Here is a 26,796-nt window from a genome sequence, read left to right on the forward strand (position 1 = left end):
CAGCCGCAGCGCGGCCCGCTGCCGCCGCCGGGTTATGGCGCCGGTGCCGGCTTGTCCGCGAGGCCCCACGGCAACGAACTGATCCGCTTCACTTCGCGCGATTCGAGCCAGTTCGGCGTGCGCGCGCAGTACAGCACCATCGGCAGCGCGTCCTCGCCCCAGAACAGCTGGTCGTTCAGACGAAACGTCGGCACGCCATAGACGCCGAGGTCGATCGCGTCGGCGGTATTGCGCTGCAGTTGCGCCTTCACCGCTTCGTCCCGGATCAGCTCGGGGCCGTCCGGCTTGCCGACGCGTTCGCACAGTTCGGCGAACGCTTCGTCGCTCGACGGGTCTCGCCCGTCGCGCCAGATGAAGCGGAAAATCTCGCGCACGAATTGCACGTCACCGTTCGCGGCGGTCGCGAGCAGCAGCGGTTTCATCGAATCGAACGGATGAGCGGGCGGCATCTTGTACGGAATGCCGAGCTGCTCCGCGCGAAACAGCGCATGCCGGTACATGAAGGTGCGCTTGGCGGGCACGCTGTACGCGGAGCGCTGGCCCCAGTGGCGATACAGATCGTTCAGCACGACCGGCGTGAATGCGAAGTCCATGCCGGGCCATTTATCGTGTTGCTCGAGCAACAGGTAGGTGAACGGCGAGACGAAATCGTAAAACCACAGCGGCTGTTGGGCGTCGATGCCAACGGTCATAAAGGTCTCCCGGTTTGCCTGGGTCGGACGGAGCGGAGGGTGCGTCCGTTATCTCATCAAAATTGTAGCGATCTTACGCGGTGCGCTCCCGGCTTGCACCGGTCGATATCCCCTGGTGGAGGGCGGCGGGTGCGGGGTCAGGCGGTGTCGCCGGCGCGCGCTCAGCCTTTCACTTGATCGGCCGCCTGCTCGTCGGCTTCGTCCAGCCCGCCCGACGTGTCGCGGCTTGCCAGGAGCCGCCGCCGCACGAAGCCGATGTGCTCGCGCAGCACGTAGAACTGGTCCGCGTACGCGAGCGGCATCTTCATGCCGTTGACCGAGTCTTCGATCGTGTCGAGCCGCTCGATCAGCGACGCGCGTTCGGCCGACGAGTGTTCGCTGAGCGCGCTGCGCTCGATCGCGATCAGCGCGCCGTACCAGCGATAGATGCGCGACTTGACGCGCCACGCGTACAAGCCCGGCACGACGCGCAGCGCCGGCACCAGCAGCACGATCAGCGGCACGACGATCACCAGCAGGCGGTCCGCGAGGCTCGCGATCCAGAACGGCAGCGTCCGGTACAGGAAGCTCTTGCCCGACTTGTAGTAGCGCGCGGCATCGTCGGACAGCGGGAAGTCGTGCGCGAGCGGCGCGGGGAATTCACCGGCGCGCTGCATCGTCGTCGCGCCGCCGTGCACCTCACGCGCGGCTTCGATCAGCAGATCCGACAGCGCCGGATGCAGCGAATCGCGCGCGATCAGCTCGGCGGTCGGCGCGACGATGCTGATCGAGTTCGCCGGCAGGTTTTTGCCGAGGTCGAACGCGCCCATCGGCACCTTCAGCTGCGTCAGGTACGGAAAGCGGCGGGTGTACGCGTCGGCCTGCGAGAAATCGTAGAAGCGCACGTTCTGCGTGCGGTAGAGCTTGCCCATCACGGCAGGCTGCGCCGAGTCGCCGGCGAGGAAGGTCGCGTCGATCGTGCCGTCGATCAGCGCGTCGGCGGCTGCGTCGCCCGTCAGCGGCAGCAGTTGGGTCGGGCCGCCCGGCACGATGCCGTTGGCCTTCAGCAGCGCGAGCGCGAGCTCGCGCGTGCCGCTGCCCTCGGGGCCGATCGCGAGGCGCTCGCCCTTGAAGCCGGACAGCCAGTCGACCGGCGCGCCGCGATAGAAGATCGCGAGCGGCACGTAAGCGACGCTGCCGAGCGACATCAGGCTTTTGTCCTTGTCGACCGCGGCGGGCGCGATGCCGCTCTGCACGAAGCCGACGTCGGCGTCGGCCTTCGGGTCCAACAGCCGCTTCAGATTTTCCTGCGAGCCCTGCGAGGCCAGCACGTTCAGCGTGATGCGGTTGCGCGCGAGGATCGCCTTGTACTTCTGCGCGGCGATCCAGAATGTGCTGCCGACCGGGCCGGCGCTAATCGTCAGCGTATTTGGCGGGGCGGGCTGGATCAGCCGCACGGCGGCCCAGATCGCGACGATCACGAGCAGCACGAGCGGGCCGAACGAGACCGCCAGGTCGCGCCACGAGATCGCGACAAAACGGGCGACGAGACGGGTAGGGCGGCTGCGGCCGGTGTCAGGCTTCATCGGATCTTCTGAAAACGGCGGTCGGTCGGGCTCGAATGCGCGCAGGCGGCTTGGGCGGCGCGCCAGCACGCGTCGCGCCGATGGTACCTGAGATTGGCACGGCCGCGAATCGCGTAGCCGCCCGTCGCGCCGACAAACGCGTAACAAATGGTGAGCGTCGCGGGTGCCCGCCAGCACGACGCCCAGGCAATTTTTGCGCGACCACGGAGGGTGTCCGTCTTTATCCGGCAAGCATGACGCAGCCGCTGTCGGTGCGCCACGCCGCGCGCTAAACCCTTTGCGCTTCTGTGCCGGCTAGATTAAATTGTGCATCGCTACCGCGATCCAACGTTTGCGGCGATATCCCGGCAAGACGGACAAGAACCGGGCACGTCGGCGGACTTCGCGGTTTGCCGGTTACCGATTACCGGTAATCAGCCTCTCTCGCCTCTTGCACATCGTGTCAGACGTTGATGGCCGTCGCGTACGCGCGCGTTCGCGCGATGACGGCCGCCCGTAGTCGTAACGAAGCCGCTTGTTGATGCGGTCCAATGTGAAACCAAGGAGAAGAGAGCTATGAAAACGGTCGGTTTTCTGAAAACACTGGGTGCGGTCGTGGCGATGGTGGCGGCGTGCAGCGTCTACGCCCAGAACGCTCCCGATACGGCGTCGGCGGCAGCCACCGTCAAGGCCGGCAAGGCAGCGAATCACGAACTTGGCCGTAAGGTGCGCCACGCGCTGACCAAGACCCAGGGTCTCGACGTGTCGCACATCGCCGTGCGCGCGCGTGGCGGTGCAGTGACGCTGACCGGCACGGTGCCGGACCAGGGCCAGGCCGACAAGGCCGGCGAAGCCGCCAAGGGCGTCGAGGGCGTGACGTCGGTGACCAACAAGCTGACGGCGAAGCAACAGTAAGCGGTGCGCGTGCGCGCGGCGCCGCAAGGCCCGCGTCGCGACGTCTATCAATCGATTCGGAGGCTCCGGCATTTTCGCCGGAGCTTTTTTTTCGCCGCCGGTTTTGGGCGCGAGACGGGCGAGGTTTGCGGGACCGCAGCAATGTGGCTTGCCGCACGCACAGGTGCTGATCGAGGCGCGGCTGTCCCTGCTTCGTGCGCTGCGGCACATTACCGATGCATCGCGCGGGGTACTGTGACGAAGAGGGAACGGGGAGCCAAGCTCATGCAAACCACGCAGTTTCGCTACATCGATCTGCCGATCGGCGATCGCGCGGCATTCGAACTGGTGTGCGCAAGACACGGTTTCGCACCCGCGCATTTCGACATCAGCGCGAGCGCGGCACCCGGTGAGCCGGCGCACGAGCGGGTCGTCACCGTGCGGCGTGTCGACTGGTCACGGTCGTATCGCGACGGCCACGGTCAGTGGGTCCGGCAGTTCGAGGCGGATCTGACCAGCCGGTTTTTCAAATAGACAGCGGTCGCGGCGTATGCGCTTGACGCGTCTTCAGCGGGCGGCTCACGACAACACCAGCCGCACGCCGACCAGCGTCAGCGTCGCCGCGAGCAGATTGCGCAGCAGTACTTCCGGCGCGCGCGACGCCAGATAGCTGCCGATTGCGATGCCGGGCAGCGATCCCACCAGCAGCGACAGCAGCATCGACCAGTCGATCGAGCCGAGCAGCCAATGTCCGGCACCCGCGAGCAAGGTCAGCGGCACCGCGTGCGCGATGTCGGAGCCGACGATGCGTGTCGTCGGCAGCAGCGGATACAGCAGCAGCAACACCGTCACGCCGATCGCGCCCGCGCCCACCGACGTCAGCGACACCAGCATACCGAGGATCGCGCCGGTCAGCATCGTCAGCGCGAGCGTGCGCCCTTGGCTCGGCGCGCGTAGCTTGCGCGCGCCGAGCGCCGCAAGCTGCGGACGGAACACCAGCGCGATCGCGGTAACCAGCAGCGCCGCGCCGAGCACGACCTGGATCAGCCGGCCCGCGCCCGGCGTGTCCATCCCGTAGCGATGCAGCAGGATCAGCGTGATGGTGGCCGCGGGCACGCTGCCGGCCGCGAGGCGCAGCGTGATCTGCCAGTCGACCGAGCCCTTCAGGCCGTGCACCAGCGTGCCGGTCGCCTTGGTGGCGGCCGCGTACAGCAGGTCGGTCCCGACCGCGGTGGCAGGGTGCACGTTGAATAGCAGGACGAGGATCGGCGTCATCAGCGAGCCGCCGCCGACGCCCGTCAGCCCGACCAGAAAGCCGACGAACAGGCCGGAGACGGAGTACAGCAGATCGATGTGGGGGAGTGCCATTGAACGGACAGCTGACGCAGCGCGGGTGAAGGGTTGGGCGGCAAGGCCGGCGGACGCGCCGGGGCGGCTGGCGGCTGCGGTGTGCGGTGTGCTGCACGGCCGCGTCGGCCGGCGCCTGAGCGGCGAAAGGCGCTATTGTCGCAAAACTGCCGCGCCCGCGTGCGGCACTTACTCAGGGGGAGCGCGTCGCGGCTGGCAGCGCGCTGCGTTCGGCGGGTGCGGCGCGGGTGCGCCGCATCGCGTGCGAAGCGCCGCTCAGAGCGCGCGGCGGATTTCGACGACGCCGAACGCCGCGAGCATCAGGCCGACCACGCGATCGATCGCGTGGCGCAGCCTGCTGCCAATCGCATGACGCGCGAGCGACACCATCGTCACCAGACAGCACCACCACGCGATCGAGCCGGCGAACACGCCGCCGACCGTCGTCAGCGCGATAGCCGGCGAGAACGCGCCGCGCGGTGCGAGCGTCGTGAACAGCGCCGCGAACATGATGATGGTCTGCGGGTTGGTCAGCGTCAGCAGCAGCGCGCTCGCGTACGCACGCAGCGCGCCGGCGCGGCCGATCTGCGCGAGCTTGCCATTGCCGTTGCCGTTGCCGCCGGCGCTTTCGGCGGGCGGCTTCTGCAGCAGCGCGCGCACGCCGAGATACAGCAGGAACAGGCCGGCGAGCAGATGCAGCGGGCGGTCGTACGCGAGCATGAACTGCGAAATGCCGACGAGGCCGAGCGCGGCGATCAGCCCGTAGGCCGCGTCGCCGCTCGCGATGCCGAAGCCGATCGCAAGTCCCGCGCGCGGGCCGCCGGTCAGCGTGCGGCGGATGCACAGCATGCCCATCGGGCCGACCGGCGCGGCGATCGCGAGGCCGACGCCGGCGGCGGTGAAAAACAGACTGGTGGTGGACATGAGCAGGTTCTCGAGCGGTTGCTCTGGTTGGAGTGTGCGGTGCAGGCGCGGCCCGGTCGTCCGCGGGTAGCCGACGCACCCGCCAGCATAGCCAGACCGCAAATCGCGGGCAAGCTCGGGCAAGGGCGAAACGCGTGGCTGGGTGACTGCTCGTCAGCGCCCGCCGTCGTCAGGGCATAATTCCCCACTCCCAACTCCCAAATCCGCTTCGCCGATGTGGCAAATCGATCAGGTCACGCTGCGCTTGTTCATCGCCGTGTGCGAGGAAGGCACGATCGCGCGCGCGGCCGAGCGCGAGTTCATCGCGCCGTCGGCGGTCAGCAAGCGGCTCGCCGATCTCGAAGCGCTCGTCGATGTTGCACTGCTGTCGCGCAGCCAGCGCGGCGTGCGCGCGACCGCCGCGGGCGAAGCGCTGTTGCGCCACGCGCGGCTCATCATGCGCGGCCACGAACGCTTGCAGGCCGAGCTCAGTGAATACGCGGCCGGCGCGCGCGGCCATGTGCGGGTGCTGGCGAACGTGTCGTCGATGGTGGAGTTCTTGCCCGAGGCGTTGTCCGCGTTTTTGCAGGCGAATCCGGCGATTCGGGTCGATGTCGAGGAGCGCGTCAGCGCGGACATCGTGCGCGGGCTCGAAGAGGGCGTCGCCGATCTGGGCATCTGTCGCGACACGGTGCCGCTCGGCAGTCTCGACACGCTGCCGTATCGCGCCGACCATCTGGCGCTGATCGTGCCGCGCGCGCATCCGCTCGCGGGCGAGACGCAGGTCGGCTTCGAACAGACGCTCGGATTCGATCATCTGGGGCTCGCCTCCAATGCGTCGGTCAACGCGCTGATGCAGCGCATCGCGCTGGAGAAGGGCAGCGAGTTGAACTACCGCACCTATGTCTCGACGTTCGATGCCGCCTACCGCTTCATCCAGGCGGGTCTCGCGGTCGCGATCCTGCCGCGCGAGGCATTGCCGCGCCATGCCGCCAACGAGTACGGCATCGTCGCCGTGCCATTGCGCGACGCGTGGGCCGAGCGGCGCTTCGTTATTTGCATGCGCGATCGCGCGGCGTTGACGCTGGCGGCCGCGCGCTTGCTCGAGCATCTGTTGGACGCCAGGTAAGACGGGAGACGCACCTGGTCTCGCGCACCGGCAGTCCCTGGCAGCTCCCGGCGACGCCCTTCGCCACCTCTCCACACAAACCCCTAAGCATTTCACCCAGGCGAGCGCCAAAGCCCGCCCTATCGGCCTGAGCGGCCATCGCGAGCGGCGATGGCGGGCGTCGTCAATGCAGACTTTGCCGCGCGTCTGCGCGCGAGCACGCTGTGATCCAGTTAGCGCATCACTTCTATCCAACGGGCGTCCGAAGCCCGCGTCCACGATCAGGATTCAAACCGATGAATGACACCCGCGAGCGCGTCGTCGTGACCGAAGTCGGTCTGCGCGACGGTCTGCAAAGCATTGCCCGCATCATGTCCACCGACGACAAGCGCCGCTGGATCGACGCCGCCTACGCGGCCGGCGTGCGTCATATGGAAGTCGCGTCATTCGTGCCGGCGAAGCTGCTGCCGCAAATGGCCGACGCCGCCGCAGTAGTCGCCCACGCCCGTAGCTATGACGATCTGAGCGTCACGGCGCTCGTGCCGAACCTGAAGGGCGCGCAGCACGCGCTCGATGCCGGCGTAGAGCGCATCGTCGCGCCGATTTCGGTGAGCGTCGCGCATAGCGTCGCGAACGTGCGCAAGACGCCCGCCGAGATGATCGACGCGTTCGCCGCGATGCGTGAACTGATCGATCGCGCGTCTTCGGCGGGTGGGCGCCGCGTCGAGTTGATCGCCGGTTTGTCGACGGTGTTCGGCTGCACGCTGCAAGGCGCGGTGCCGTACGCGGATATCGCCGCGATCGCGCGCGCCGCGGTGCAGGCCGGCGCCGACGTGATCGCGCTCGGTGACACGACCGGCGAGGCGACGCCGCGCCAGGTCGGCGAGGTGATCGAGCTGGTGCGCGACGTCGCGGGCGACAGGCTCCGCTCGCTGCACTTCCACGACACGCGCGGCCTCGGTCTTGCCAACACGCTGGTCGCGCTGCTGCACGGGATTCGCGAATTCGATGCGTCGCTGGCCGGTCTCGGCGGGTGTCCGCATGCGCCGGGCGCGACCGGCAACGTCAATGCCGAAGACCTCGTGTTCATGCTCGACAGCATGGGCTACGACACCGGCATCGACATCACGCGGCTGCTCGCCTCGCGCGCGGTGCTCGCGCAAGCGCTGCCGGGCGAGCCGCTGTATGGCTATCTCGCGCGAGCGGGATTGCCGAAGCAGTTCGCGCATGGGCAACCGACCGCGCGCGAATCCGCGGGTTCCTCCGAATTTTTGCGTTATTCCCATTCTTCCGCTCCGCAGGTGCCGCAATGACTCCGCTTTCCTCCGCTACCTCCGCTGCCTCAGCTCCGTCTTCGACGTCTTCGCCGCAACCGGGCACGTTGCCGCTCGCGGGCATCCGCGTGATCGAGTTGTCGCATATGGTGATGGGCCCGACCTGCGGCATGATCCTCGGCGACCTCGGCGCCGAAGTGATCAAGGTCGAGCCGCCGCGTGGCGACAGCACACGCCGGCTGCTCGGCACCGGCGCGGGATTTTTCCGCACCTTCAATCGCAACAAGAAGAGCGTCGCGCTCGATCTCGACAGTGAAGCCGGTCTCGCCGCGCTGAAGCAACTGGTCGATAGCGCCGACGTCTTCGTCGAAAACTTCAAACCCGGCCGCATGGCGAATCTCGGCCTCGACTACGCGACGCTGCGCGAGCGCAATCCGAAGCTGATCTACGTGTCGCACAAGGGCTTTCTCAGTGGTCCGTACGAACATCGTCTGGCGCTCGACGAAGTCGTGCAGATGATGGCGGGCCTCGCGTACATGACCGGGCCGGTGGGCCGTCCGCTGCGCGCGGGCAGCTCGGTCAACGACATCATGGGCGGCATGTTCGGCGCGATCGGGGTGCTGGCCGCGCTGCACGAGCGGCACGCGAGCGGCCGCGGCAAGGAGGTGCAGAGCGCGCTGTTCGAGAACTGCGTGCTGCTGAGTGCGCAGCACATGCAGCAGTTCGCGGCAACCGGCGTGGCCGCAGCGCCAATGCCCGAGCGCATCAGCGCCTGGGCCGTCTACGACGTGTTCACGCTCGCGCACGGCGAGCAGATGTTCATCGCCGCGACCGGCGACGCGCAGTGGCGCGCGCTGTGCGCGATTCTCGAGCGCGACGATCTGCTCGCCGATGCGCGCCTCGCGACCAACAACGACCGCGTGCTCGCCCGCGGCTGGCTGCTGCCGACGCTCGGCGAAAGCCTGAGCCGTTTCGACGGCGCGACGCTCGTGCCGCTGTTCGAGCGCAATCACATTCCGTTCGCGTCGATCACGAAGCCGGAAGAGCTGTTCGACGACCCGCACCTGAACGCGAGCGGCGGTCTCGTGCCGTTGACGCTCGACGACTGCAGCGAAACCGCGATGCCGTTGCTGCCGATTTCGCTCGACGGTGCGCGTCTCGGACCGCGCCAGCCGATCGCGAAGATCGGCGAGCACACCGTCGACGTGCTGCGCGAACTCGGCTTCGACGACGCGCGGATCGCGGAGCTGAGCGGTGCCGTCCAATCGCTGAAGCCGCGCGCGGCTGCCTGAGCGGCTGCACGAGCGGCTGCACGAGCGCCGTGCCGCGCCGCACCCGTTGCAACGGGCAATAGACCAAAAACTCTGGAGACAGACGATGAAATCGTCGAATCAGGCGATGTTCGCCACTGCGCTCGGCGAGGCGGCCGGCGCGCTCGATGGCTCACCCACGGACCCGGGCGCCGGTGCGGCAGCGGCGGGCCGCGCCGGCGCGATCGCGCTCGATGGCGCGCGGATTTCCGCGCGGCTCGACCGGCTGCCCGCGACCCGCACGATCTGGCAGCTCGTGATGCTGCTGAGCTTCGGCATGTTCTTCGAACTCTACGACCTGATGTACTCCGGCTATATCGCGCCGGGGCTCGTGCATAGCGGGCTGCTCACGGCCACGACGCGCGGGCTGTTCGGCACGAGCGGCGTCGCGAGTTTCATCGCCGCGCTGTTCGCGGGCCTGTTCATCGGCACGGCGGCGTGCGGCTTTCTCGCCGACCGCTTCGGCCGCCGCGCAATCTTCACGTGGTCGCTGCTGTGGTATACGACGGCCAACGTCGTGATGGCGTTCCAGCACACGGCGCTCGGCTTGAACTGCTGGCGCTTTATCGCGGGCATCGGCATCGGCGTCGAGATCGTCACGATCGGCACGTATATCTCCGAGCTCGTGCCGAAGCACATTCGCGGGCGCGCTTCGGCGTGTTCGCAGGCGGTCGGCTTCTGCGCGGTGCCGATCGTCGCGGTCCTGTCGTATCTGCTGGTGCCGCAACGGGTGTTCGGTCTCGATGGCTGGCGTGTGGTCGTGCTGATCGGCGCGATTGGCGCGATCGTCGTGTGGTGGATTCGCAGAGGTTTGCCGGAGAGCCCGCGCTGGCTCGCGCAAAAGGGCCGCCTCGAAGAAGCCGACGCGGTGATGACGCGTCTCGAAGCACGCGTCGCGCGCGAGTACCAGCGCCAATGCGGCCTGCCGTTGCCCGAGCCCGCGCTGCCCGAACTGGTGCGCGCGCGGGCGGCGTTTCGCGATCTGCTGGTGCCGCCGTATCGCAAGCGCACGCTGATGCTGATCATCTTTCACGTGTTCCAGACGATGGGCTACTACGGCTTCGCGAACTGGATTCCGACGCTGCTGATCAAGCAGGGCGTCACGGTGACGACGAGTCTGATGTACGCGAGCATCATCGCGATCGCGGCGCCGCTCGGTCCGTTGCTGGGATTGCTGATCGCCGATCGCTTCGAGCGCAAGAGCGTCATCATCTGCATGGCGGCGGTCAACGTCGTGTGCGGACTCGCGTTCAGCCAGGCGCGCGAGACGGTGCTGCTCGTGAGTCTCGGCGTGTGCCTCGTGCTCGCGGGCAACATCATTTCGTACAGCTATCACGCGTATCAGGCTGAGCTGTTTCCGACCGGCATCCGCGCGCGCGCGGTCGGCTTCGTTTATTCGTGGAGCCGGATTTCGGCGATGTTCTCGGCGTTCGTGATCGCCGCCTGCCTCGGCCGCTTCGGCGTGAACGGCGTGTTCGTGTTCATCTCGGGGGCGATGGCGATCGTCATGGTCGCGATCGGTACGCTGGGGCCGAAGACGCGCGATGTCGCGCTCGAGGATATTTCGAAGTAGCTAGGAGTCCTGGCGAGTCTCGTCGTTGCTCGACAGCCGGTCCGACACGTTGCCGAGCAGCAGCGCGAGCAGCACGACGCCGATCATGGCGAACAGGAACCCGCCGATCATCGTGGCAAGTATCAGCGTGATCCATGAAATGCCGTTCATGTGTGCGGTTCCAGCGCGTTTGTCGGGGGCATCGTAGCCCGTTCAACATCATTTCTATGTGCGCTTGCCCGCCGTAAGCCTGTCAGGCGACGCCGAACTATCGTCGCAGCGTGCCATTACGCGGCGCGTTCTGGATGGGTGTCACCTTCGTTGCCTACCGGGAAGCGGGCTTCGTTCGCTGTCCGCGACCATCCTTGCGAAGAACCGCATAGTGCCTTTCCGCAATCGGTTGGCGGAAATGCACCCGGTCGCACCCGATGTATTCCGCCATTGGCCCGCCTATTGCGGTGACGCTAAAGTTGTCCGATATCAATGTTTCAGGTCTGAAACGTTAATCGCCATGTTTATATTCCAGCCGTCAATAAAATTGATTTAAATAATCTTTTCTGGCGCGTTGAGTGCTTGTATTGGACGGTGGAATCGGCGGTCGCGCGGCGCTTGCGCCGATGGTCAGCGGAGCTTGCCGATGAAGCCGGGCTCGCCAGGGAGGGTGGGGTACGTTCCACTCATCGTCGGCGCATCCCAGCAAAAAATCGCTTTTAAAATACGCGCCAGTGGGTGAATAAAGCGGAGCTGCGCCGTTTTTCGAGTAGCCCCACAGTGTGCGCTGGCGTACGCATTCATTTTTCAAATTGCTTTAAGATTCACGAGTGCATATTCAACCATATGCGGATAGACGATTAATCCATTGAAAAGACGGTCGCTTTGGTATTGAGCCGAATTGCACTGGCCGATCATGTAGTCATAGCGCCAATATGTCCGCACTTTCGGACATGGCGGCAGAGCGCCGGAGGTCGTCGCTATGATGCACTGCGCGGAGTTCGCATTGCGCGTGATCGTCAAAGGTGTAGTTGATCGTTTTCTGTCGAGAGGATGACTATGACCTGCGCGAGTCTCGAGTCTGCAATGCTGCGCTGGGTGCATGCGCCGAACAAGGGCGTGCGTCGTGTCGCGATTCTGTTGTTCAACGACTGCTCGCTGCAAGGAGCGGGAGTTATCGCCGAGGTGTTCCAGGCTGCCAACGAACTCTCCACTTCCGGTTCGGGCGCGTGGCTGTACGACGTATCGTTTTTATCCGCCGACGGCGGCATGGTGAGTTCGTCGTCGGGGTTGCGCGTATGGACCGACGGACTCGACGCGCGCCATTACGTCGGCTTCGATGCGCTCTATGTGGCGGGCGGCAAGGGCGCGGCGTCCGCAGCGCGCGATGAGCGGGTGCTCGGATGGCTGCGGCGGGTGCGTCGCAACACCGCGATGATCCGCTCGATCGCCGAAGGGCGCGCGGTGCTCGACGCGGCGGCGCTTCCCGAGGACAAGGATGCGAGCGACCTGCGCCAGCCAACTGTGGCCAGGAATGGTACGGGTTCGGCAGAGCAGGGTGCCGTCGAACTGAGCGACCGGCTGGAATCGATGCGCAGCGCGCTCGCGATGATCAAGCGCGATCTGGGCAACGCGACCGCACGCTCGGCAGCCGAACGGCTGCTGTCGGACTCGTGCACGAACCTCGCGCCGCTGCTCGGCGAGGACGGCGGCATGAGTCCCGGCGACAAGGTTCGCGCGGCGGCGCGCTGGCTGCAGGAAAACTGCCAGCAGGCGATTTCGATTGCGGATGCCGCGCAGTTCGCGGCGATGAGCGAGCGCAACTTTCTGCGCCGCTTCAAGATGGAAATGGGTATTACGCCGTCGAGTTTCCTGTTGCACGAGCGCCTCGCGGTGACGTGCAGCCTGTTGACCGAATCGGAATTGCCGGTCGACAAGATCGCCCGTCGCACCGGGATGGGCAACGGCGATCGGCTCGCGAAAGTGTTTCGCAAGCGGATGAGGATTTCGCCGACCGAGTTCAGGATTCAAAGCCGCCGCATGGCGGGCGAGTAGCACCGACGGAGCCAACCCGGTCACCGCGCAGTGCAGGCGGGGACGGGTCCGTTGTTCGTTGTACCTTGCAGACTGATAAGGATTCCCGATATGTTGACGCAGGCAGGTGTGAGCGCCCGATCCGTCGAGCCGAACGGCGCAAGCGCCGGGGTTGCTGGCGCGCGCTGCGCGCACATCGTCCCGGTCATTCTCGCGGGTGGCTCGGGCACGCGGCTTTGGCCGGTGTCGCGCGAAAACTTTCCGAAGCAGCTGATCGACGTGGTCGGCTCCGACTCGCTGCTGCAGGCGACCGCGCGGCGGCTCGAGGGCTTCCCGGCGGGCTGGAGCGTCGACGCATCGCCGATCGTCGTGTGCGGCGAGGAGCATCGCTTCGTGATCGCCGAACAGTTGCATGAAAACGGCGTCGACGCGCGTCTGATCGTCGAACCCGCGCGCCGCGACACGGCGCCGGCGCTGACACTCGCGGCATCGCTCGCGTGCGCCGCCGACGACGACGCGATCCTGATCGTGATGCCGGCCGATCACGCGATCGCGGACGTCCCCGCGCTGCAGCGCGCTCTGGCGTGCGCGGCGCACCACGCGAGCGAGGGTGCGATCGCGACGCTCGGCGTGCCGCCGACGCGTCCCGACACCGGCTTCGGCTATATCCGCATCGGCGCCGCATTGGCCGCCGGCGGCCACGCGATCGACGGTTTCGTCGAGAAGCCCGCCGAGGAAATCGCGCGGCAATACCTGAGCGCGGGCACCTATTGGTGGAATAGCGGCATCTTCATCGTGCGTGCGCGCGTGTGGCTCGACACGCTCGCGTCGCTGCGGCCCGACATGCATGCGCCGTGCACGAGCGCGTTCGCGAGCGGCAAGCAGGACGGCGACGTGTTCCGGCCGTCGCACGACACGTTCCTCGACGTGCCCGCCGATTCGATCGACTACGCGGTGATGGAGCGTCTGACCGAACCACCGCCGGCAGAAGGCGACAGCGCGAGCAACGCCGAAACGCAAGGCGCGGCGCAGAGCGAGACGCAAGCTCGCAACCAAGCCGCGGAGATGCCGCCCGGCGTCGTGATCCCGCTCGAAGCCGGCTGGTCCGACCTCGGCTCGTGGGACGCGGTATGGGCCGCGATGGAGAAGGACCCGAACGGCAACGCCGGGCGCGGGCGCGTGACGTTCGAAGGCGCGGTGTCCTGCTATGCGCATTCGGAAGGGCGGCTCGTCGCGTGCGTCGGCACCGCCAACGTCGTCGTGGTCGAGACCGCCGACGCGGTGCTCGTGGTGGACCGCTCGCATGTGCAGGACGTCAAGGGGCTCGTGTCGCGCATCAAGGCGCAGCACGCGCCGGAGGCCGACGCGCATCGCAAGGTGCGGCGCCCGTGGGGCTTCTACGATTCGATCGATCGCGGCGAGCGCTTCCAGGTCAAGCGCATCGTCGTGACGCCCGGCGCGAAGCTGTCATTGCAACTGCATCATCACCGCGCCGAGCATTGGGTGGTCGTGCGCGGCACCGCGCTCGTCACGCGCGGCGAAGAGCAGTTCCTGCTCAGCGAAAACGAATCGACCTATATTCCGCTCGGCACGCGTCACCGGCTCGAAAACCCGGGCAGGGTGCCGCTTGAAATCATCGAAATTCAGTCGGGTACCTATCTCGGCGAAGACGACATCGTGAGGTTTGACGACAACTACGGCCGCTGCCCGTAGGCAGCCCATGCACACCCTTTTTGCGTACAGGAAGGCAGAACGAGGTAAGGACAATGCGCAAGTTTCAGGATCTGCTCGCGCAGATTTTCGATGTCGCTTTGGTATTGGCGGGCGCGACCGTGGCGTCACGGATTCGCTTCGACTATCTCGGCCAGTCGGGTTTCTACTGGGCGCTGGTGATGTTTTCGGCTGCGTTCGCGCTCGCGATCTTCCCCGCGTTCGGGGTATACGAATCATGGCGCGGCCGCTCGAAGCTCGGGCTCGCCGGGCAGGTGTCGCTCGCGTGGCTGATCGTGCAGGCCTGCGCGCTCGTGCTGATGTACTCGCTGCATCGGATCGATATCGTGTCGCGGCTGTGGTTCTCGTACTGGACTGCGACGACGGGCGGCCTGCTGATCGCGAATCGGCTGATTACGCACGCGGTGCTCGCGCGGGCGCGCGGCGCGGGCATGAACCTGCATCAGGTCGCGATCGTCGGCAGCGGTTCGCAGTGCGATGCGATCCTGCGTCGCATCGAGTCGGCGCCGACCGCGGGCTTTCGCGCGACCGCCGTCTACAACACGCGCCCGGACGACTCTGGCGTGACGAATCCGCGCGTGCCGGTGTTCGATCGCGTCGATCTGCTGGCCGACTACATCCGCAGCAACGACGTGCACGAGCTATGGCTGATGCTGTCGCTGTCCGAAGAGCCGCTGATCTGCGCGCTGATCGACGAGTTCCGCGACGACCTCGTGAATATCCGCTTCATGCCGGACGTGCGCAGCCATGCGCTGTTCGAAGGCAGCGGCGTGGTCGATCTGCTCGGCGTGCCGGCGATCAATCTGGTCGCCTCGCCGCTGTCGGCCAACGCGATGCTGAAGAAGGAAATTTTCGACCGGCTGTTCGCGGCGACCGCGATCGTGGCCCTCGCGCCGCTGCTCGTTTGCATCGCGATCGCGGTGAAGCTCTCGTCGCGCGGACCGGTGCTATTCAAACAGAAGCGCAAGGGCGCGGACGGCCGCGTGTTTACGATCTACAAGTTCCGCTCGATGCGCGTGCATACCGAAGCGAAGGGCACCTTGAGCCAGGCGACGCGCAACGACAAGCGGGTGACGAAAGTGGGCGCGTTTTTGCGCCGCACGAGCCTCGACGAGCTGCCGCAATTTTTCAACGTGTTGCGTGGCGACATGTCGGTCGTAGGACCGCGTCCCCATGCGCTCGAGCACGACGACCTCTATCAGAAGGTGGTCGCGGGCTATATCAATCGCTACCGGATCAAACCGGGAATCACGGGCTGGGCGCAGATCAACGGCTTCCGTGGCGAAACCGACCGCATCGAGAAGATGGAGCGTCGCGTCGAACATGACCTGTACTACCTGGGTCACTGGTCGTTCGCACTCGATATGCGGATCATCGGCGCGACGATTGTCGCCGGACTGGTGCATCGAAACGCTTATTAGAAAGTCGATAACAACGCCTCGGGGCGAAGGAGTAAAGATCATGAGCTCACTTGGTTTTCGCACAGGAAGTCTTGTGGTTTTCGCTAGTGCAGCAGTATTGCTTTCCGGATGCCAAATCGTGCCGGGACAACGGATGATCACGCCGGCCGGGATTCAGGACACGGGTGGCGAATTCAGTACCGAAGCTTCGCAGCAGAAGCAGATTCCGATCACCGATATCAATCTGGAACTGCTGAAGAAGATAGGTGCCGATCAGAAGGCTTCCCAACTGCCGCCGGAGACGGCGGGGCTGTTCGGCAAGCCGGCGCCGTACAAGCTGGGCCCTGGCGACGTGCTGCAGATCGTCGTGTGGGATCACCCGGAACTCGCGGCCGCTCTTGGCCAGCCGCCGAGCAATTCGCGCCCTAGCGATGCGATGCCGGGCTTCCTGATCGATGAAACCGGCGACATCCAGTTTCCGTATGCGGGCACACTGCACGTCGTGGGCAAGACCGTCTCGCAGATCCAGCGCGAATTGAATCAGCGTTTGAGCAAGGTGTACCAGAAGCCTGAGATAACGGTGCGCGTCGCGTCGTTCCGTAACGCGACGGTGTATGTTGATGGCGAAGTGCGCACGCCGGGCACGCAATCGATCAACGACGTCCCGATGTCGCTGACGAACGCGATCGGCCTGGGCGGCGGCTTCACCACGACCGCGGATCGCAGCCGCGTCGATCTGATCCGCAACGGCACGACCTATAGGCTGAACATCGACGACCTCGTCAAACGCGGCCGCAATCCGTCGGAAATCTATCTGCAGCCGGGCGATACCGTGCGCGTGAACGCGCGCGAAGACAGCGGCGTCTACGTGATGGGCGAAGTCAACAAGCCGGCCACGGTGCTGCCGCTGCGCAACGGCTCGCTGACGCTGTCGCAGGCGATCTCGGACGGCGGCAGCTTCGACTCGAACACGGCCTCGGGGCAGCAACTGTTCGTGATCCGCAATTCGACCAGCGAGTCGCCGCAGATCTATCACCTCGATGCGACCTCGCCGGTGGCGATGCTGCTCGCGAACCAGTTCGAGCTGCAGCCGAAGGACATCGTGTACGTCGGCCAGGGCGGTCTCGTTCGCTTCAACCGCGTGCTGAACCTGCTGTTGCCGGCGATCAACGCGGCGGTGACAGGAGTCGTCGTGTCGAAGTAACGCAGGCGTGACGCGATATCTGAACCGGCAGGCCTTGTTGGGTGAAAACATGGCAATCAATTACGAAAATCGCTACGCCGGCGTGTATGAACCGGGGCAGTTGCATCTGTCGGACTACGTGCGCACGATCGTGCGCGGTTGGCGCACGATCCTCATCGTGACGCTGATCGCGCTCGCGCTCGGTAGCGCGTACGCGTTCCTCACGCCGCCGGTCTATCGTTCGGACGTGCTGTTTCACGTTCAGGACAGGACGGCGAACGCGGCGAACGTCAATGCGAACGGCCGGGATGCGGCATCGCCGCTTCCCGGCGCGTACGATTCGAAGCCGTCGACCGCGGCGCAGATCGAGCTTTTGAAGTCGCGTCTCGTCACCGAGGAAGCGGTCCGCGCGCTGCACCTCGACATCACGGCGAAGCCGCGTTACCTGCCGGTGATCGGCAGCAGGATCGCGGGACTCGTGAACGGGCACTGGTGGTTCCGGCTGCCGTCGTTCATCAACCTGCGCGGGTTCGCGTGGGGCAACGAGAGCATCGCGGTGTCGCGCTTCGACGTGTCGAAGGACCTGTATGGCGAGACCTTCACGCTGGTTGCGGGCGCCGGCAACACCTTCATGCTGCGCGATCCTCACGGCAGCGCGATTCTGTCAGGGCGCGTCGGCGAGACCGTGCAGACCGATACCGCGGTCGGGCCGATCACGCTGCACGTCGACACACTGGTCGGTGCGCCGGGCTCGCGTTTCGAACTGACGCGCGCTTCGACGCTCGGCACGGTGGAGCGTCTGGCGAAGACGATGGTCGTGCAGGAGACGGCCGAGGACTCCGGCGTGATCCGCGTGAGCCTCGAAGGCGCCGACCCGGCGCTGACCGCGGCGATCGTCAACAACGTGGCGCGCCAGTTCGTGCGCCAGGATCTGGCGAGCCGTTCGAGCGAGTCCGATCACACGCTCGCGTATCTCGAGCAGCAACTGCCCGCCGCGCGCAAGGCGCTCGACGATGCGGAAGAACGCTACGGCAAGTTCCGCAATACCCATGGCACCGTCGATCTCGGCGAAGAAAGCAAGCTGCTGCTGCAGCAGATCGTCGACAACAAGACGAAGCTGCTCGATCTGCAGCAGCAGCGCGCGGAGCTATTGCAGAAGTTCACGCCGAACCATCCGACGGTCGCCGCGCTCGATGCGCAGATCGCCGCATTGCAGGGCGCGCAGAGCACGATGAACCGCAGCGTCTCGACGATGCCCGACACCGAGCAGACCGCGTTGCGTCTGCAGCGCGACGTGCACGTCAACACCGATCTCTACACGAACCTGCTCAACAGCGTGCAGCGGCTGCGAGTGGCGCAGGCTGGGCAGGTGGGCGGCGTGCGCGTGGTGGATTTCGCCGAAACGCCCGACGATCCGGTGCGGCCGAAGCGCATCCTGGTGATTTTGATGTCGCTCGGCGGCGGCCTCGTGCTCGGCTTGCTGCTGGTGTTCCTGAAGCGCGCGATGCGCGGCGGCGTGGAGCGCCCGGACGAACTCGAGGGGATGCTCGGCGTGCCGGTATTCGCGGTGGTGCCGCGCAGCCAGACGCAATTGCGTCTGCAGGAAAAGGTGTCATTGCGCCAGCGCGGGCAGCATGTGCTCGCGCAGCAGGCGCCCGAGGATCTCGCGGTGGAGGGCGTGCGCAATCTGCGCACGTCGCTGCAGTTGTCGCTCGATCATGCGGCCAACAACGTCGTGATGATCACCGGGTCGCGGCCCGATGCGGGCAAGTCGTTTCTGTCGGTGAATCTGGCGACGCTGGTGGCGTCGGCAAACAAGCGCGTGCTGATCATCGACGGTGACATGCGGCGCGGCGACGTGCATTCCCATTTCGGCGTCAGTCATCGGCCGGGACTGTCCGACGTGCTGTGCGGTGGCGATCTCAACGCGATGATCCAGCGCGACGTGCTGCCGGGCCTCGACGTGCTCGCGAAAGGCACGCTCCCCTCGCACCCGGCCGAACTGCTGATGAGCCGACGCTTCGAAGCGATGCTCGAGGTGCTGAAGCCGCAATACGACGTCGTGATCATCGATACGCCGCCGGTGCTCGCCGTGACCGATTCGACGCTGATCGGCAAATACGCGGCGACGTCGCTGCTGGTCGTGCGGCATGGGCGTCAGCCGCTGCACGAGATCATCGAAACCGCCAAACGCCTGCGTAACGGTGGTGTCGGCCTGCGCGGCGTGCTCCTCACCGACGTGCCGCAGGAAGCCGCGTTCCTCGGCTCGGGGTATCAGGGCGGCTATTACGGCTACGACAGCATCGTCGGTTGACACGGCTGCCCGCGCGGCGCGTCTTTTGGGAGGCGCCGCGCGGGCCGGCATGATTGGCGGCATGCTCGTGCCGCCATCTCGCGAGATCCCTCGCAATCCTTAGCTCAGTGGTGGCGCAGCAGATCGCGCAATGCGTGCGACTCTTCCGCCGGCGGCTCCACGGTCTGCCACGCCGACGGCGGGATGGTCTGCCACGCCGATTCGTGCGACGCGAGCGAGACGAGGCGCTGCGCGTCCTTGCTGCTCGAATCGATCCGCAACGCTTCGTTGGCGTTGTGCGACGCGCACTCCCAACGTCCGACGTTGCTACAGCCGCGCGCGAGACTCAGCAACGCGTCCCGTTGCTGCTCGAGCGTGCCGACTTGGGCGCGCATGCGGCGCGCGTCGCGATTGTCGGGCTGTGCGGTGATGGCCGCGGCGAGGCGCGCTTTGGTCGCCGCCAGATTGCCCCGTTGCAGATAGCCGTGCGCGGCTTTCAGATTGCGCTCAGCGTCGGCGCGCTGCTTGTCGGCCAGCGTGAGCGGGGCGGGCAACGTGTCGGTGTTGCTGTTGTGGTTGGTGTTGATCGACGCGACCGCCGTACCGCGCGGCGTGGGCGCGGCGACGCCCGCGCCCGATTTCGTGGTTGGCGCTGCGGTGGGTGCGGTCGTGACGACGAGTGGAGACGATGGCACGACGGTCGGCGTGGTCGCAACGACTGACGTTGACGGTCGGGCCGGGACGGGTGCGGTCGCCACGACTGGCGGTGACGAATGCGCTACGGTTGGCGCGGACGCGACGACGGGCGGTGACGAGCGCGTCACGGTCGGCGCGGTCGCCACGACGGGCGGCGCCGTGCGCGCTACGGTTGGCGCGGACGCGACGACGGGCGGTGACGAGCGCGTCACGGTAGGCGCGGACGCGACGACGGGCGGTGCTGCGCGAGCTACGGTCGGCGTGGTCGCCACGGCCGGCGGTGCCGAGCGCGTTACGGTTAGCGCGGACGCGACGACGGGCGGTGCTGCGCGAGCTACGGTCGGCGTGGTCGCCACGACAGGCGGCGCCGAGCGCGCTACGGTTGGCGCGGTCGTCACGACGGGCGATGAGGATGGTGCGACGGTCGAGGTGGTGGCCACGACTGGCGGTGACGACCGCGCCAAGGTGGGCGCGGTCGCAACGACGGGCGACGAGGACGGCGCGACGTTCGGCGCGGTCGCCACGACCTGCGGCGCCGATGACGCGACAGGCGCGCTCACATTCGCCGGTTGCTGCCGCGCGACGATCAGGGGACGCGGCGCTTGCGCGACGATCGACGCGGGCGTCGGCGCCGCGGCAACCGACGGCGCCGCATTCCGCACAACGCTCTGCGCAGGGACTTGCCCAGGCTTGTCCGGGTGCACTGTGCCGAAGACCGTCACTGGCGTGTCGACGCTCGCATCGTCGTCGAGAAGAACGAAGCCGATATACACGGCGCCGAGCGTCGCGAGCGCGGCCGCGGTTAGCGCAAGCGGGTGCCGCCGTCGACGTCCGCCCGGCTCGAACGTGGCCTCGTCGAGCAATTCGTAGGGGCTCATCTTCATTTGCGCGGAGCGCCGCGACGCACGGTCCGCGGGCAAGCTCGCGGCCGCTGGCAGCGGGTCGAGTTGCGCGCGCGATGTACTCAGCGCCCGGGATCGCGCGGTGCGCTCGCCGGGCTTGTCGTCCGTATCGAACGAATCGATCGGCAGCGCATGGCATGCGGGACACGGCGAAAAGCGGCCCGGCAGCGGCACGCCGCAGTATGCGCAGTGATGGAAAAATGGCTGGTCGGAAGTCGAGTCGCGCGGCATGGCCGTGTCGCTCCACTGGCGCCGAAGGTCGGCGCCATCAAAAAAGAATAAATGCGACGACGCTCGCAGGCGGCGTCGGCCGAACTACTGGACGACGTAACCGCGCGCCTGCATGCACGCGCCGTAGGCGGCCCAATAGCGGGTCATCGGAGGCTCGGGCGCGGGCAGCGGCGGCAGTTTCACGTTCGACGCCGCGTTGGCCTGCATCGAAGCGCCCGCTCCATCCGACGCGCCGGCTGCGGCGCTCGCGCCCGGTGTCGCCGACGATGTGCTCGGCGGTGCATTCGCCGCCGCGGTGGCCGGTGCTCCTGGCGCACTTGCGCCGTTCGCGGCTTCGTTCACGGGCTTTGGCGACGCTGCGCCGCCAGGCGCTTGCGCGCCGGCGAGCGGCGCGCTCGCGGCTTCGGGCGCGCTCGCGCTCCACGGCAGCGGCGTGGCCGAGAAGGAACTGGGGGGAAGCGGGGGTTTCGACGGTACGCCGGTCGACGCACCTTTGGCCGCCGGCGGATGACGCGGCGGAATCTGCGACTCGTGGGCCATGTTGACCCCGGTCACGCGGTTCGCCTCGGCGTAGCACATCGCGTTATCGATGCTGCGCTCGTAAGGGCTCTGACTTCGGATCGGATAGGTGACTGGCCGCCACGCGAACGCGGCAGTGCTCGTCACCAATAGCGTCAGTACGGTATATGTTTTAAATGCCATCGCAGTCACTCCCGCAGCGATGTCTCGCCTTTTTGTGTTTGATTTCGTGTCGTGTTCGAGCTTGTTGTCGATGCCTGGCGCTCGTGCTTCTGTCGCGGCCTGCCGATAGGCCGTGGCGTTGCGGTGCTCGTGCCACGGCTCCCCGGAAGGGCAGGTCGCCAATGCCGCTTTAACGAGCGTAGCACCGCGGCTTGGCCGCGCGATGCATCGAATAGCGCGCGAAAACGCCATCGTGCAGTGCAATCAGGACACAATCGGCGAGGCGGCGTTGAAGATCGGGACAATCCCTGGTCGCCACGAAGGATCGTCAGGAGTCGAAGATGAAGAATCCATCGTATCGCTATCGACCGCTTTGCGCTGCGCTTTGTTTGTCGATGCTGTCGCTCGCCGCGCCGCTCGCGAGCGACGCGAGCGACGCCAACATGAGCGCGGAGACGGCGGGCGAGCGGGCGAGGTTCGCGCAGGCGTTTTGCGGCGTGTCGCCCGAGCGAATCGGCGCCTATAAGGAGCGGCTCCGAAAGGTGCTGACCGGAGCGACCGATTTCGATCAGCACTGGGACGCGGGCTGGCATCGCGCCGACGACACCAATAGCCAGATGAACGCACTACGCGAGCGAGACCCGAAGGAATTCGCGGCGCGTATCAAGGTCGATTGCGAACGGCTCAAGTGGATGGCAGGTAACGCGTTGCGCCCGCCTGCGCAGAAGTGAGTCGAACCATGCTCGATCGGACGGGGGTTTTCCCTGGAAATGGCAGATCCGACGGTATCGAGTACGGTGCGCGGCTGCTGTTTGTCTGCGATAGCGCCCCTTCGCCGTGCGGCGACAAGCCGCAAATCTCGCCGCAAGTATTTGTTTTTGCTCGGGTTCGCAGCTCAGACGCATGATCGCGCCGGCGCGCCGGTACCGCGCCGGTCGTGCAAAACCTCGCCCGCAGCGCCGCTGCTCCCTACTTCTTGAATTTGTCACTACCCGTCCATATAATTAGCACTCGCTGCACGAGAGTGCTAACAACATCTCCGGTTGGCTCGTCCAGCCGGGTTTTCTCAGCGTTCTTCAGTCTCAATCAGAGAGGAGTATGTATGAACCTTCGTCCTTTGCATGATCGCGTGATCGTCAAGCGTCTGGATCAGGAAACCAAGACCGCGTCGGGCATCGTGATCCCCGAAGCCGCAGCGGAAAAGCCGGATCAAGGTGAAATCCTCGCAGTCGGCCCGGGCAAGCGCGACGACAAGGGCGCAGCGATCGCCCTCGACGTGAAGGTCGGCGACCGCGTCCTGTTCGGCAAGTACGCAGGCCAGACCGTCAAGGTCGACGGCAACGAACTGCTCGTGATGCGCGAAGAAGACATCATGGCCGTGGTGCAGAAGTAAGCGCAAAGTCGCTACTTCCCCGGTTATATCCAAAGTATTCAAGGAGTTAGAAGATGGCAGCTAAAGACGTCGTATTCGGTGATTCCGCCCGTGCCAAGATGGTCGAAGGCGTGAACATTCTCGCCAACGCCGTGAAGGTCACGCTGGGTCCGAAGGGCCGCAACGTGGTCCTCGAGCGCAGCTTCGGCGGCCCGACGGTCACCAAGGACGGTGTGTCGGTCGCAAAAGAGATCGAACTGAAAGACAAGCTCCAGAACATGGGCGCGCAAATGGTCAAGGAAGTCGCTTCCAAGACCAGCGACAACGCAGGCGACGGCACGACGACCGCTACGGTTCTCGCGCAATCGATCGTCCGCGAAGGCATGAAGTACGTCGCATCGGGCATGAACCCGATGGACCTGAAGCGCGGCATCGACAAGGCTGTTGCAGCCGCAATCGAAGAACTGCGCAAGATCAGCAAGCCGTGCACGACCAACAAGGAAATCGCCCAGGTTGGCGCGATCTCGGCGAACAGCGATTCGTCGATCGGCGAGCGCATCGCTGAAGCAATGGACAAGGTCGGCAAGGAAGGCGTGATCACCGTCGAAGACGGCAAGTCGCTGCAAGACGAGCTGGACGTCGTCGAAGGTATGCAATTCGACCGCGGCTACCTGTCGCCGTACTTCATCAACAACCCGGACAAGCAAGTTGCCGTGCTCGACAACCCGTTCGTGCTGCTGCACGACAAGAAGGTGTCGAACATCCGTGATCTGCTGCCGGTTCTGGAACAAGTCGCGAAGGCTGGCCGTCCGCTGCTGATCATCGCTGAAGACGTCGAAGGCGAAGCGCTCGCAACGCTGGTCGTCAACAACATCCGCGGCATCCTGAAGACCGTTGCTGTGAAGGCACCGGGCTTCGGCGATCGTCGTAAGGCGATGCTGGAAGACATCGCGATCCTGACCGGCGGCCAGGTCATCGCAGAAGAAACCGGCCTGACGCTCGAGAAGGCAACGCTGGCTGAACTGGGCCAGGCGAAGCGTATCGAAGTGGGCAAGGAAAACACCACGATCATCGACGGCGCTGGCGAAGCAGCGAACATCGAAGCTCGCGTCAAGCAAGTGCGCAAGCAGATCGAAGAAGCGACCTCGGACTATGACCGTGAAAAGCTGCAAGAACGCGTTGCCAAGCTGGCAGGCGGCGTTGCAGTGATCAAGGTCGGTGCTGCGACCGAAGTCGAAATGAAGGAAAAGAAGGCACGTGTCGAAGACGCACTGCACGCAACGCGCGCAGCTGTGGAAGAAGGCATCGTCGCTGGTGGCGGCGTCGCGCTGATCCGTGCGCGTACGGCGATCGCTGGCCTGAAGGGCGCAAACGCCGATCAGGACGCAGGTATCAAGATCGTTCTGCGTGCAATGGAAGAGCCGCTGCGCCAGATCGTCACCAACGGTGGCGAAGAAGCGAGCGTCGTCGTGGCGGCGGTTGCTGCTGGCAAGGGCAACTACGGCTACAACGCAGCGACCGGCGAGTACGTCGACCTGGTTGACGCAGGTGTCGTGGACCCGACGAAGGTGACGCGCACGGCGCTGCAAAACGCAGCTTCGGTTGCTGGCCTGCTGCTGACGACCGACGCAGCTGTCTGCGAACTGCCGAAGGAAGAAGCTCCGATGCCTGGCGGCATGCCCGGCGGCATGGGCGGCATGGGCATGGACATGTAATTCCGCTCGGGCCTCGTGGTCCGGCCGCGTGGTTGGCCTGCCGCGCGTCTGGATCACGGACGAGGCCCGGTTGGAAGTCCATGTGGGGGAGTGCGCCGCGAGGCGTTTCCCCAAACGAAAAAACCCGCTCAGGCGGGTTTTTCGTTTGGAGCCGGCGTTGATGTGGCGGCCAGCAAGCGCTTCCGGACGCCCTTTGTCCGGATCAGGCGCCCGCGACGTGAGCCGCACGCTGAGCCGATCTTCCGAGACACTTTTCGCGCAGGTAGTGGAAAATCTGCGCGACGCTTTGCGCGGGGCTCAGCGTTCCGGTTTCGACATGCAGGTCAGGATCGATCGGTGCTTCATAGGGCGCTGATACGCCGGTGAACGAGCTGATCTCGCCAGACCTCGCTTTCGCGTAAAGACCTTTGGGATCGCGGCTTGCGCAGGTGGCGAGCGAGGCGGACACGTAGGTTTCGACGAACTTGTCGGCTCCGATGATCTCGCGCGCCATTGCGCGGTCTTCACGTAGCGGTGAAATCAGCGCGGTAATCACGATCAAACCCGCATCGTTCATCAACTGGGCGACGTGCGCGACGCGGCGGATGTTTTCGCGCCGGTCGTCGCGCTCGAAGCCCAGGTCGCTCGCCAGACCGTGGCGGATGTTATCGCCGTCGAGCACATAGCAGGCGTGACCGAGCGCGATTAGCCGCTCTTCGAGCGCGAACGCCAGTGTAGATTTACCGGCGCCGGACAGGCCGGTCAGCCAGATCGTGGCGGGCGTCTGATCGAATATGCGCATGCGGTCCTGCGCCGCGATCTTGCCGGTGAAGCGTTGCACGAAGATGGGCGGCTCTTTCATGTATAAGTTCTCCTGACTCCTTTGGCTCACTCGCAGTGCCAGCCTTGTCGCCACGTGCCAGCGTTGTGCAGGCGTTCCGTGGAATCCGCGATCGTAACGCAAAAGCCTTCTGGGATGCCGTCTGGCAGCGCAATCGAAAATCCGCTGTTCGAACTCGGATAGCCGGCGCTTGCCACATCGGGCCGCGGCTCGCCGCTGAGGCCGGTTGCGACGATCTGCGCGCCGATCCGCACTTCGAGCGGCACTTGCCGCTCCGGTCTGCTCAAGTTGACGGCCCAGCCGCGCACTACACCGTCCCCCACCGTGTCGACGAAGCCGTCGAACAGGTCGGCTAGCGGACGCCGCTGGCTTTGCGCGAACTCCAGATAAGTAGTCCGGTCTGAATAATTCGCTTTCGGCGGCACCGCTCACGGTGTCGACGCGAAAGCGGCGCAGAGGTTTAGCCACGACACAAGCACAAGGACGCAAAAACGCCGCAGTTTTCTGAGGATCATGCGCAGGTTGTGGCCAGCGCCGCAAAGCACGGCGTTGATCGCATCGCCCAGCGCTCCCTTCAGCCAGTTCCTGTCGAGTTTGCCATCGGCCTTCATATGACCGATGGCCGGTTCGATCGCACTGCGCCGCCGGATCATCGCGCGCAACGTTCGCGTGATACCACGCCGCAGACCGGGGTGGTAGACCTTCACGCCGTCCGGCTCAGCGCCCCGGTAACCACGGTCGACGATCGCGATTTCCGGTTTGACGTCACTGAGGATCGCCGCCTGCTCCAGCGCTTCCTCCAGCGTGTGGCCGTCGTACGGATTGCCCGGCATCGAGCGGGCACCTACCACCAGTCCCTCCCGATGCGTCGTCGTGATCGACACCTTGACGCCGAATTCGTACGGCGTACGAACTTTGCCCTTCGCCAGACATTCAACTTCCGGTGCGTGCAGCGCATACAGCTTATTTTTGTCCTTCGTCTTCTGCGTCAGGATTCGCTTCGTGCGGGCAATCAGTTCCTGCAGCTCAGCTCGCCTGTTATCAACCACCGTGTCGAGTTGCCGTTCGACGTCGCGCATGACCCGACCCACCCGCGAGCGCAGGGTGCGCAGTGCCTTTCCCA

25 protein-coding genes are annotated in these 26,796 nt (G+C 65.7%); 15 read left to right on the plus strand and 10 right to left on the minus strand.

The window, feature by feature from the left end; translation table 11 throughout:
- Nucleotides 1-32 precede the first annotated feature (32 nt).
- Both AB3X96_RS03820 and AB3X96_RS03825 read right to left on the minus strand, forming a co-directional pair.
- Nucleotides 33-692, minus strand: coding sequence for a 2-hydroxychromene-2-carboxylate isomerase (locus tag AB3X96_RS03820; RefSeq protein ID WP_368588630.1), 660 nt, complete (start codon nt 690-692; stop codon nt 33-35).
- Between the two features lie 161 nt (nt 693-853).
- Nucleotides 854-2,257, minus strand: coding sequence for a TAXI family TRAP transporter solute-binding subunit (locus AB3X96_RS03825; RefSeq protein WP_368588631.1), 1,404 nt, complete (start codon nt 2,255-2,257; stop codon nt 854-856).
- Between the two features lie 555 nt (nt 2,258-2,812).
- On the opposite strand from AB3X96_RS03825, the gene AB3X96_RS03830 reads away from it, so the two are divergent.
- Both AB3X96_RS03830 and AB3X96_RS03835 read left to right on the plus strand, forming a co-directional pair.
- Complete coding sequence (locus AB3X96_RS03830; RefSeq protein WP_176122554.1) at nt 2,813-3,151, plus strand: BON domain-containing protein; 339 nt, start codon at nt 2,813-2,815, stop codon at nt 3,149-3,151.
- Between the two features lie 264 nt (nt 3,152-3,415).
- Entirely contained in the window at nt 3,416-3,664 is a 249-nt protein-coding gene (locus AB3X96_RS03835) for a hypothetical protein (protein ID WP_176109425.1), read from the plus strand.
- Nucleotides 3,665-3,709: 45 nt separating this feature from the next.
- Here AB3X96_RS03835 and AB3X96_RS03840 read toward each other — a convergent pair whose 3' ends face one another.
- Nucleotides 3,710-4,498, minus strand: a complete 789-nt coding sequence (locus AB3X96_RS03840) for a sulfite exporter TauE/SafE family protein (protein WP_368588632.1) — start codon at nt 4,496-4,498, stop codon at nt 3,710-3,712.
- Between the two features lie 255 nt (nt 4,499-4,753).
- Complete coding sequence (locus AB3X96_RS03845) at nt 4,754-5,401, minus strand: LysE family translocator (RefSeq protein WP_368588633.1); 648 nt, start codon at nt 5,399-5,401, stop codon at nt 4,754-4,756.
- 214 nt (nt 5,402-5,615) lie between these two features.
- Between AB3X96_RS03845 and AB3X96_RS03850 the strand changes: the two genes are divergently transcribed.
- The 4 genes from AB3X96_RS03850 to AB3X96_RS03865 all read left to right on the plus strand — a co-directional run bounded on the left by AB3X96_RS03850 (nt 5,616) and on the right by AB3X96_RS03865 (nt 10,645).
- Entirely contained in the window at nt 5,616-6,509 is an 894-nt protein-coding gene (locus tag AB3X96_RS03850) for a LysR family transcriptional regulator (protein WP_176109422.1), read from the plus strand.
- Nucleotides 6,510-6,784: 275 nt separating this feature from the next.
- The gene (locus AB3X96_RS03855; protein WP_368588634.1) at nt 6,785-7,801 is read left to right on the plus strand and encodes a hydroxymethylglutaryl-CoA lyase; all 1,017 of its coding nucleotides are present in this window, start codon (nt 6,785-6,787) and stop codon (nt 7,799-7,801) included.
- A complete protein-coding gene (locus tag AB3X96_RS03860; protein WP_368588635.1) occupies nt 7,798-9,054 on the plus strand; it encodes a CaiB/BaiF CoA transferase family protein in 1,257 nt (418 codons plus the stop codon). Before AB3X96_RS03855 ends, AB3X96_RS03860 begins: the two co-directional genes overlap by 4 nt.
- A gap of 85 nt (nt 9,055-9,139) precedes the next feature.
- Nucleotides 9,140-10,645 carry an MFS transporter gene (locus AB3X96_RS03865; protein ID WP_368588636.1) on the plus strand — a complete coding sequence of 502 codons (1,506 nt, stop codon included), beginning with the start codon at nt 9,140-9,142 and terminating at the stop codon, nt 10,643-10,645.
- Here AB3X96_RS03865 and AB3X96_RS03870 read toward each other — a convergent pair whose 3' ends face one another.
- A complete protein-coding gene (locus tag AB3X96_RS03870) occupies nt 10,646-10,795 on the minus strand; it encodes a hypothetical protein (protein ID WP_176109418.1) in 150 nt (49 codons plus the stop codon).
- A gap of 879 nt (nt 10,796-11,674) precedes the next feature.
- Here AB3X96_RS03870 and AB3X96_RS03875 point away from each other — a divergent pair.
- From AB3X96_RS03875 to AB3X96_RS03895, 5 genes are all read left to right on the plus strand, one after another.
- Entirely contained in the window at nt 11,675-12,670 is a 996-nt protein-coding gene (locus AB3X96_RS03875) for a GlxA family transcriptional regulator (protein ID WP_368588670.1), read from the plus strand.
- Nucleotides 12,671-12,760: 90 nt separating this feature from the next.
- On the plus strand, nt 12,761-14,362 hold the full coding sequence (locus tag AB3X96_RS03880; protein ID WP_368588637.1) for a sugar phosphate nucleotidyltransferase: 1,602 nt from the start codon (nt 12,761-12,763) through the stop codon (nt 14,360-14,362).
- Between the two features lie 53 nt (nt 14,363-14,415).
- Nucleotides 14,416-15,801 (plus strand): undecaprenyl-phosphate glucose phosphotransferase, encoded by a 1,386-nt coding sequence (locus AB3X96_RS03885; RefSeq protein WP_368588638.1) that lies wholly within the window; start codon nt 14,416-14,418, stop codon nt 15,799-15,801.
- A 40-nt stretch (nt 15,802-15,841) separates the two neighbouring features.
- Nucleotides 15,842-16,984 (plus strand): polysaccharide biosynthesis/export family protein, encoded by a 1,143-nt coding sequence (locus AB3X96_RS03890; RefSeq protein ID WP_176109415.1) that lies wholly within the window; start codon nt 15,842-15,844, stop codon nt 16,982-16,984.
- Between the two features lie 49 nt (nt 16,985-17,033).
- A complete protein-coding gene (locus tag AB3X96_RS03895) occupies nt 17,034-19,277 on the plus strand; it encodes a polysaccharide biosynthesis tyrosine autokinase (protein WP_368588639.1) in 2,244 nt (747 codons plus the stop codon).
- A gap of 104 nt (nt 19,278-19,381) precedes the next feature.
- Here AB3X96_RS03895 and AB3X96_RS03900 read toward each other — a convergent pair whose 3' ends face one another.
- The gene (locus tag AB3X96_RS03900; RefSeq protein ID WP_368588640.1) at nt 19,382-19,951 is read right to left on the minus strand and encodes a hypothetical protein; all 570 of its coding nucleotides are present in this window, start codon (nt 19,949-19,951) and stop codon (nt 19,382-19,384) included.
- Here AB3X96_RS03900 and AB3X96_RS03905 point away from each other — a divergent pair.
- On the plus strand, nt 19,926-20,822 hold the full coding sequence (locus AB3X96_RS03905; protein WP_368588641.1) for a hypothetical protein: 897 nt from the start codon (nt 19,926-19,928) through the stop codon (nt 20,820-20,822). The genes AB3X96_RS03900 and AB3X96_RS03905 overlap by 26 nt on opposite strands.
- Nucleotides 20,823-21,169: 347 nt before the next feature.
- On the opposite strand, the gene AB3X96_RS03910 is transcribed toward AB3X96_RS03905, so the two are convergent.
- A complete protein-coding gene (locus AB3X96_RS03910; protein ID WP_368588642.1) occupies nt 21,170-21,787 on the minus strand; it encodes a hypothetical protein in 618 nt (205 codons plus the stop codon).
- A gap of 320 nt (nt 21,788-22,107) precedes the next feature.
- Here AB3X96_RS03910 and AB3X96_RS03915 point away from each other — a divergent pair, with 320 nt between their 5' ends.
- The 3 genes from AB3X96_RS03915 to groL all read left to right on the plus strand — a co-directional run bounded on the left by AB3X96_RS03915 (nt 22,108) and on the right by groL (nt 24,853).
- On the plus strand, nt 22,108-22,497 hold the full coding sequence (locus tag AB3X96_RS03915) for a hypothetical protein (RefSeq protein ID WP_368588643.1): 390 nt from the start codon (nt 22,108-22,110) through the stop codon (nt 22,495-22,497).
- Nucleotides 22,498-22,868: 371 nt separating this feature from the next.
- Nucleotides 22,869-23,159, plus strand: a complete 291-nt coding sequence (gene groES / locus AB3X96_RS03920) for a co-chaperone GroES (protein ID WP_008923887.1) — start codon at nt 22,869-22,871, stop codon at nt 23,157-23,159.
- 53 nt (nt 23,160-23,212) lie between these two features.
- Nucleotides 23,213-24,853 (plus strand): chaperonin GroEL, encoded by a 1,641-nt coding sequence (groL, locus tag AB3X96_RS03925; RefSeq protein WP_176109409.1) that lies wholly within the window; start codon nt 23,213-23,215, stop codon nt 24,851-24,853.
- A 202-nt stretch (nt 24,854-25,055) separates the two neighbouring features.
- Here groL and cysC read toward each other — a convergent pair whose 3' ends face one another.
- The 3 genes from cysC to AB3X96_RS03940 form a co-directional block, all read right to left on the minus strand.
- Nucleotides 25,056-25,694 (minus strand): adenylyl-sulfate kinase, encoded by a 639-nt coding sequence (gene cysC / locus AB3X96_RS03930; RefSeq protein WP_368588644.1) that lies wholly within the window; start codon nt 25,692-25,694, stop codon nt 25,056-25,058.
- Between the two features lie 26 nt (nt 25,695-25,720).
- The gene (locus AB3X96_RS03935; RefSeq protein WP_368588645.1) at nt 25,721-26,098 is read right to left on the minus strand and encodes a hypothetical protein; all 378 of its coding nucleotides are present in this window, start codon (nt 26,096-26,098) and stop codon (nt 25,721-25,723) included.
- Nucleotides 26,099-26,101: 3 nt separating this feature from the next.
- Nucleotides 26,102-26,796, minus strand: a 695-nt coding sequence (locus AB3X96_RS03940) for a transposase (RefSeq protein WP_368588646.1), incomplete at its 5' end; no start/stop codon positions are given.

It is taken from the genome of Paraburkholderia sp. BR13439, from assembly GCF_040948805.1.
Classification (GTDB): Bacteria; Pseudomonadota; Gammaproteobacteria; order Burkholderiales; family Burkholderiaceae; genus Paraburkholderia; species Paraburkholderia youngii.

Excerpts from the sequence above, each read along its gene's own strand:
- AB3X96_RS03820 (WP_368588630.1), bottom strand. The coding sequence starts at position 692 with ATGACCGTTGGCATCGACGCCCAACAGCCGCTGTGGTTTTACGATTTC.
- AB3X96_RS03825 (WP_368588631.1), bottom strand. The coding sequence starts at position 2,257 with ATGAAGCCTGACACCGGCCGCAGCCGCCCTACCCGTCTCGTCGCCCGT.
- AB3X96_RS03830 (WP_176122554.1), top strand. The coding sequence starts at position 2,813 with ATGAAAACGGTCGGTTTTCTGAAAACACTGGGTGCGGTCGTGGCGATG.
- AB3X96_RS03835 (WP_176109425.1), top strand. The coding sequence starts at position 3,416 with ATGCAAACCACGCAGTTTCGCTACATCGATCTGCCGATCGGCGATCGC.
- AB3X96_RS03840 (WP_368588632.1), bottom strand. The coding sequence starts at position 4,498 with ATGGCACTCCCCCACATCGATCTGCTGTACTCCGTCTCCGGCCTGTTC.
- AB3X96_RS03845 (WP_368588633.1), bottom strand. The coding sequence starts at position 5,401 with ATGTCCACCACCAGTCTGTTTTTCACCGCCGCCGGCGTCGGCCTCGCG.
- AB3X96_RS03850 (WP_176109422.1), top strand. The coding sequence starts at position 5,616 with ATGTGGCAAATCGATCAGGTCACGCTGCGCTTGTTCATCGCCGTGTGC.
- AB3X96_RS03855 (WP_368588634.1), top strand. The coding sequence starts at position 6,785 with ATGAATGACACCCGCGAGCGCGTCGTCGTGACCGAAGTCGGTCTGCGC.
- AB3X96_RS03860 (WP_368588635.1), top strand. The coding sequence starts at position 7,798 with ATGACTCCGCTTTCCTCCGCTACCTCCGCTGCCTCAGCTCCGTCTTCG.
- AB3X96_RS03865 (WP_368588636.1), top strand. The coding sequence starts at position 9,140 with ATGAAATCGTCGAATCAGGCGATGTTCGCCACTGCGCTCGGCGAGGCG.
- AB3X96_RS03870 (WP_176109418.1), bottom strand. The coding sequence starts at position 10,795 with ATGAACGGCATTTCATGGATCACGCTGATACTTGCCACGATGATCGGC.
- AB3X96_RS03875 (WP_368588670.1), top strand. The coding sequence starts at position 11,675 with ATGACCTGCGCGAGTCTCGAGTCTGCAATGCTGCGCTGGGTGCATGCG.
- AB3X96_RS03880 (WP_368588637.1), top strand. The coding sequence starts at position 12,761 with ATGTTGACGCAGGCAGGTGTGAGCGCCCGATCCGTCGAGCCGAACGGC.
- AB3X96_RS03885 (WP_368588638.1), top strand. The coding sequence starts at position 14,416 with ATGCGCAAGTTTCAGGATCTGCTCGCGCAGATTTTCGATGTCGCTTTG.
- AB3X96_RS03890 (WP_176109415.1), top strand. The coding sequence starts at position 15,842 with ATGAGCTCACTTGGTTTTCGCACAGGAAGTCTTGTGGTTTTCGCTAGT.
- AB3X96_RS03895 (WP_368588639.1), top strand. The coding sequence starts at position 17,034 with ATGGCAATCAATTACGAAAATCGCTACGCCGGCGTGTATGAACCGGGG.
- AB3X96_RS03910 (WP_368588642.1), bottom strand. The coding sequence starts at position 21,787 with ATGGCATTTAAAACATATACCGTACTGACGCTATTGGTGACGAGCACT.
- AB3X96_RS03915 (WP_368588643.1), top strand. The coding sequence starts at position 22,108 with ATGAAGAATCCATCGTATCGCTATCGACCGCTTTGCGCTGCGCTTTGT.
- groES (WP_008923887.1), top strand. The coding sequence starts at position 22,869 with ATGAACCTTCGTCCTTTGCATGATCGCGTGATCGTCAAGCGTCTGGAT.
- groL (WP_176109409.1), top strand. The coding sequence starts at position 23,213 with ATGGCAGCTAAAGACGTCGTATTCGGTGATTCCGCCCGTGCCAAGATG.
- cysC (WP_368588644.1), bottom strand. The coding sequence starts at position 25,694 with ATGAAAGAGCCGCCCATCTTCGTGCAACGCTTCACCGGCAAGATCGCG.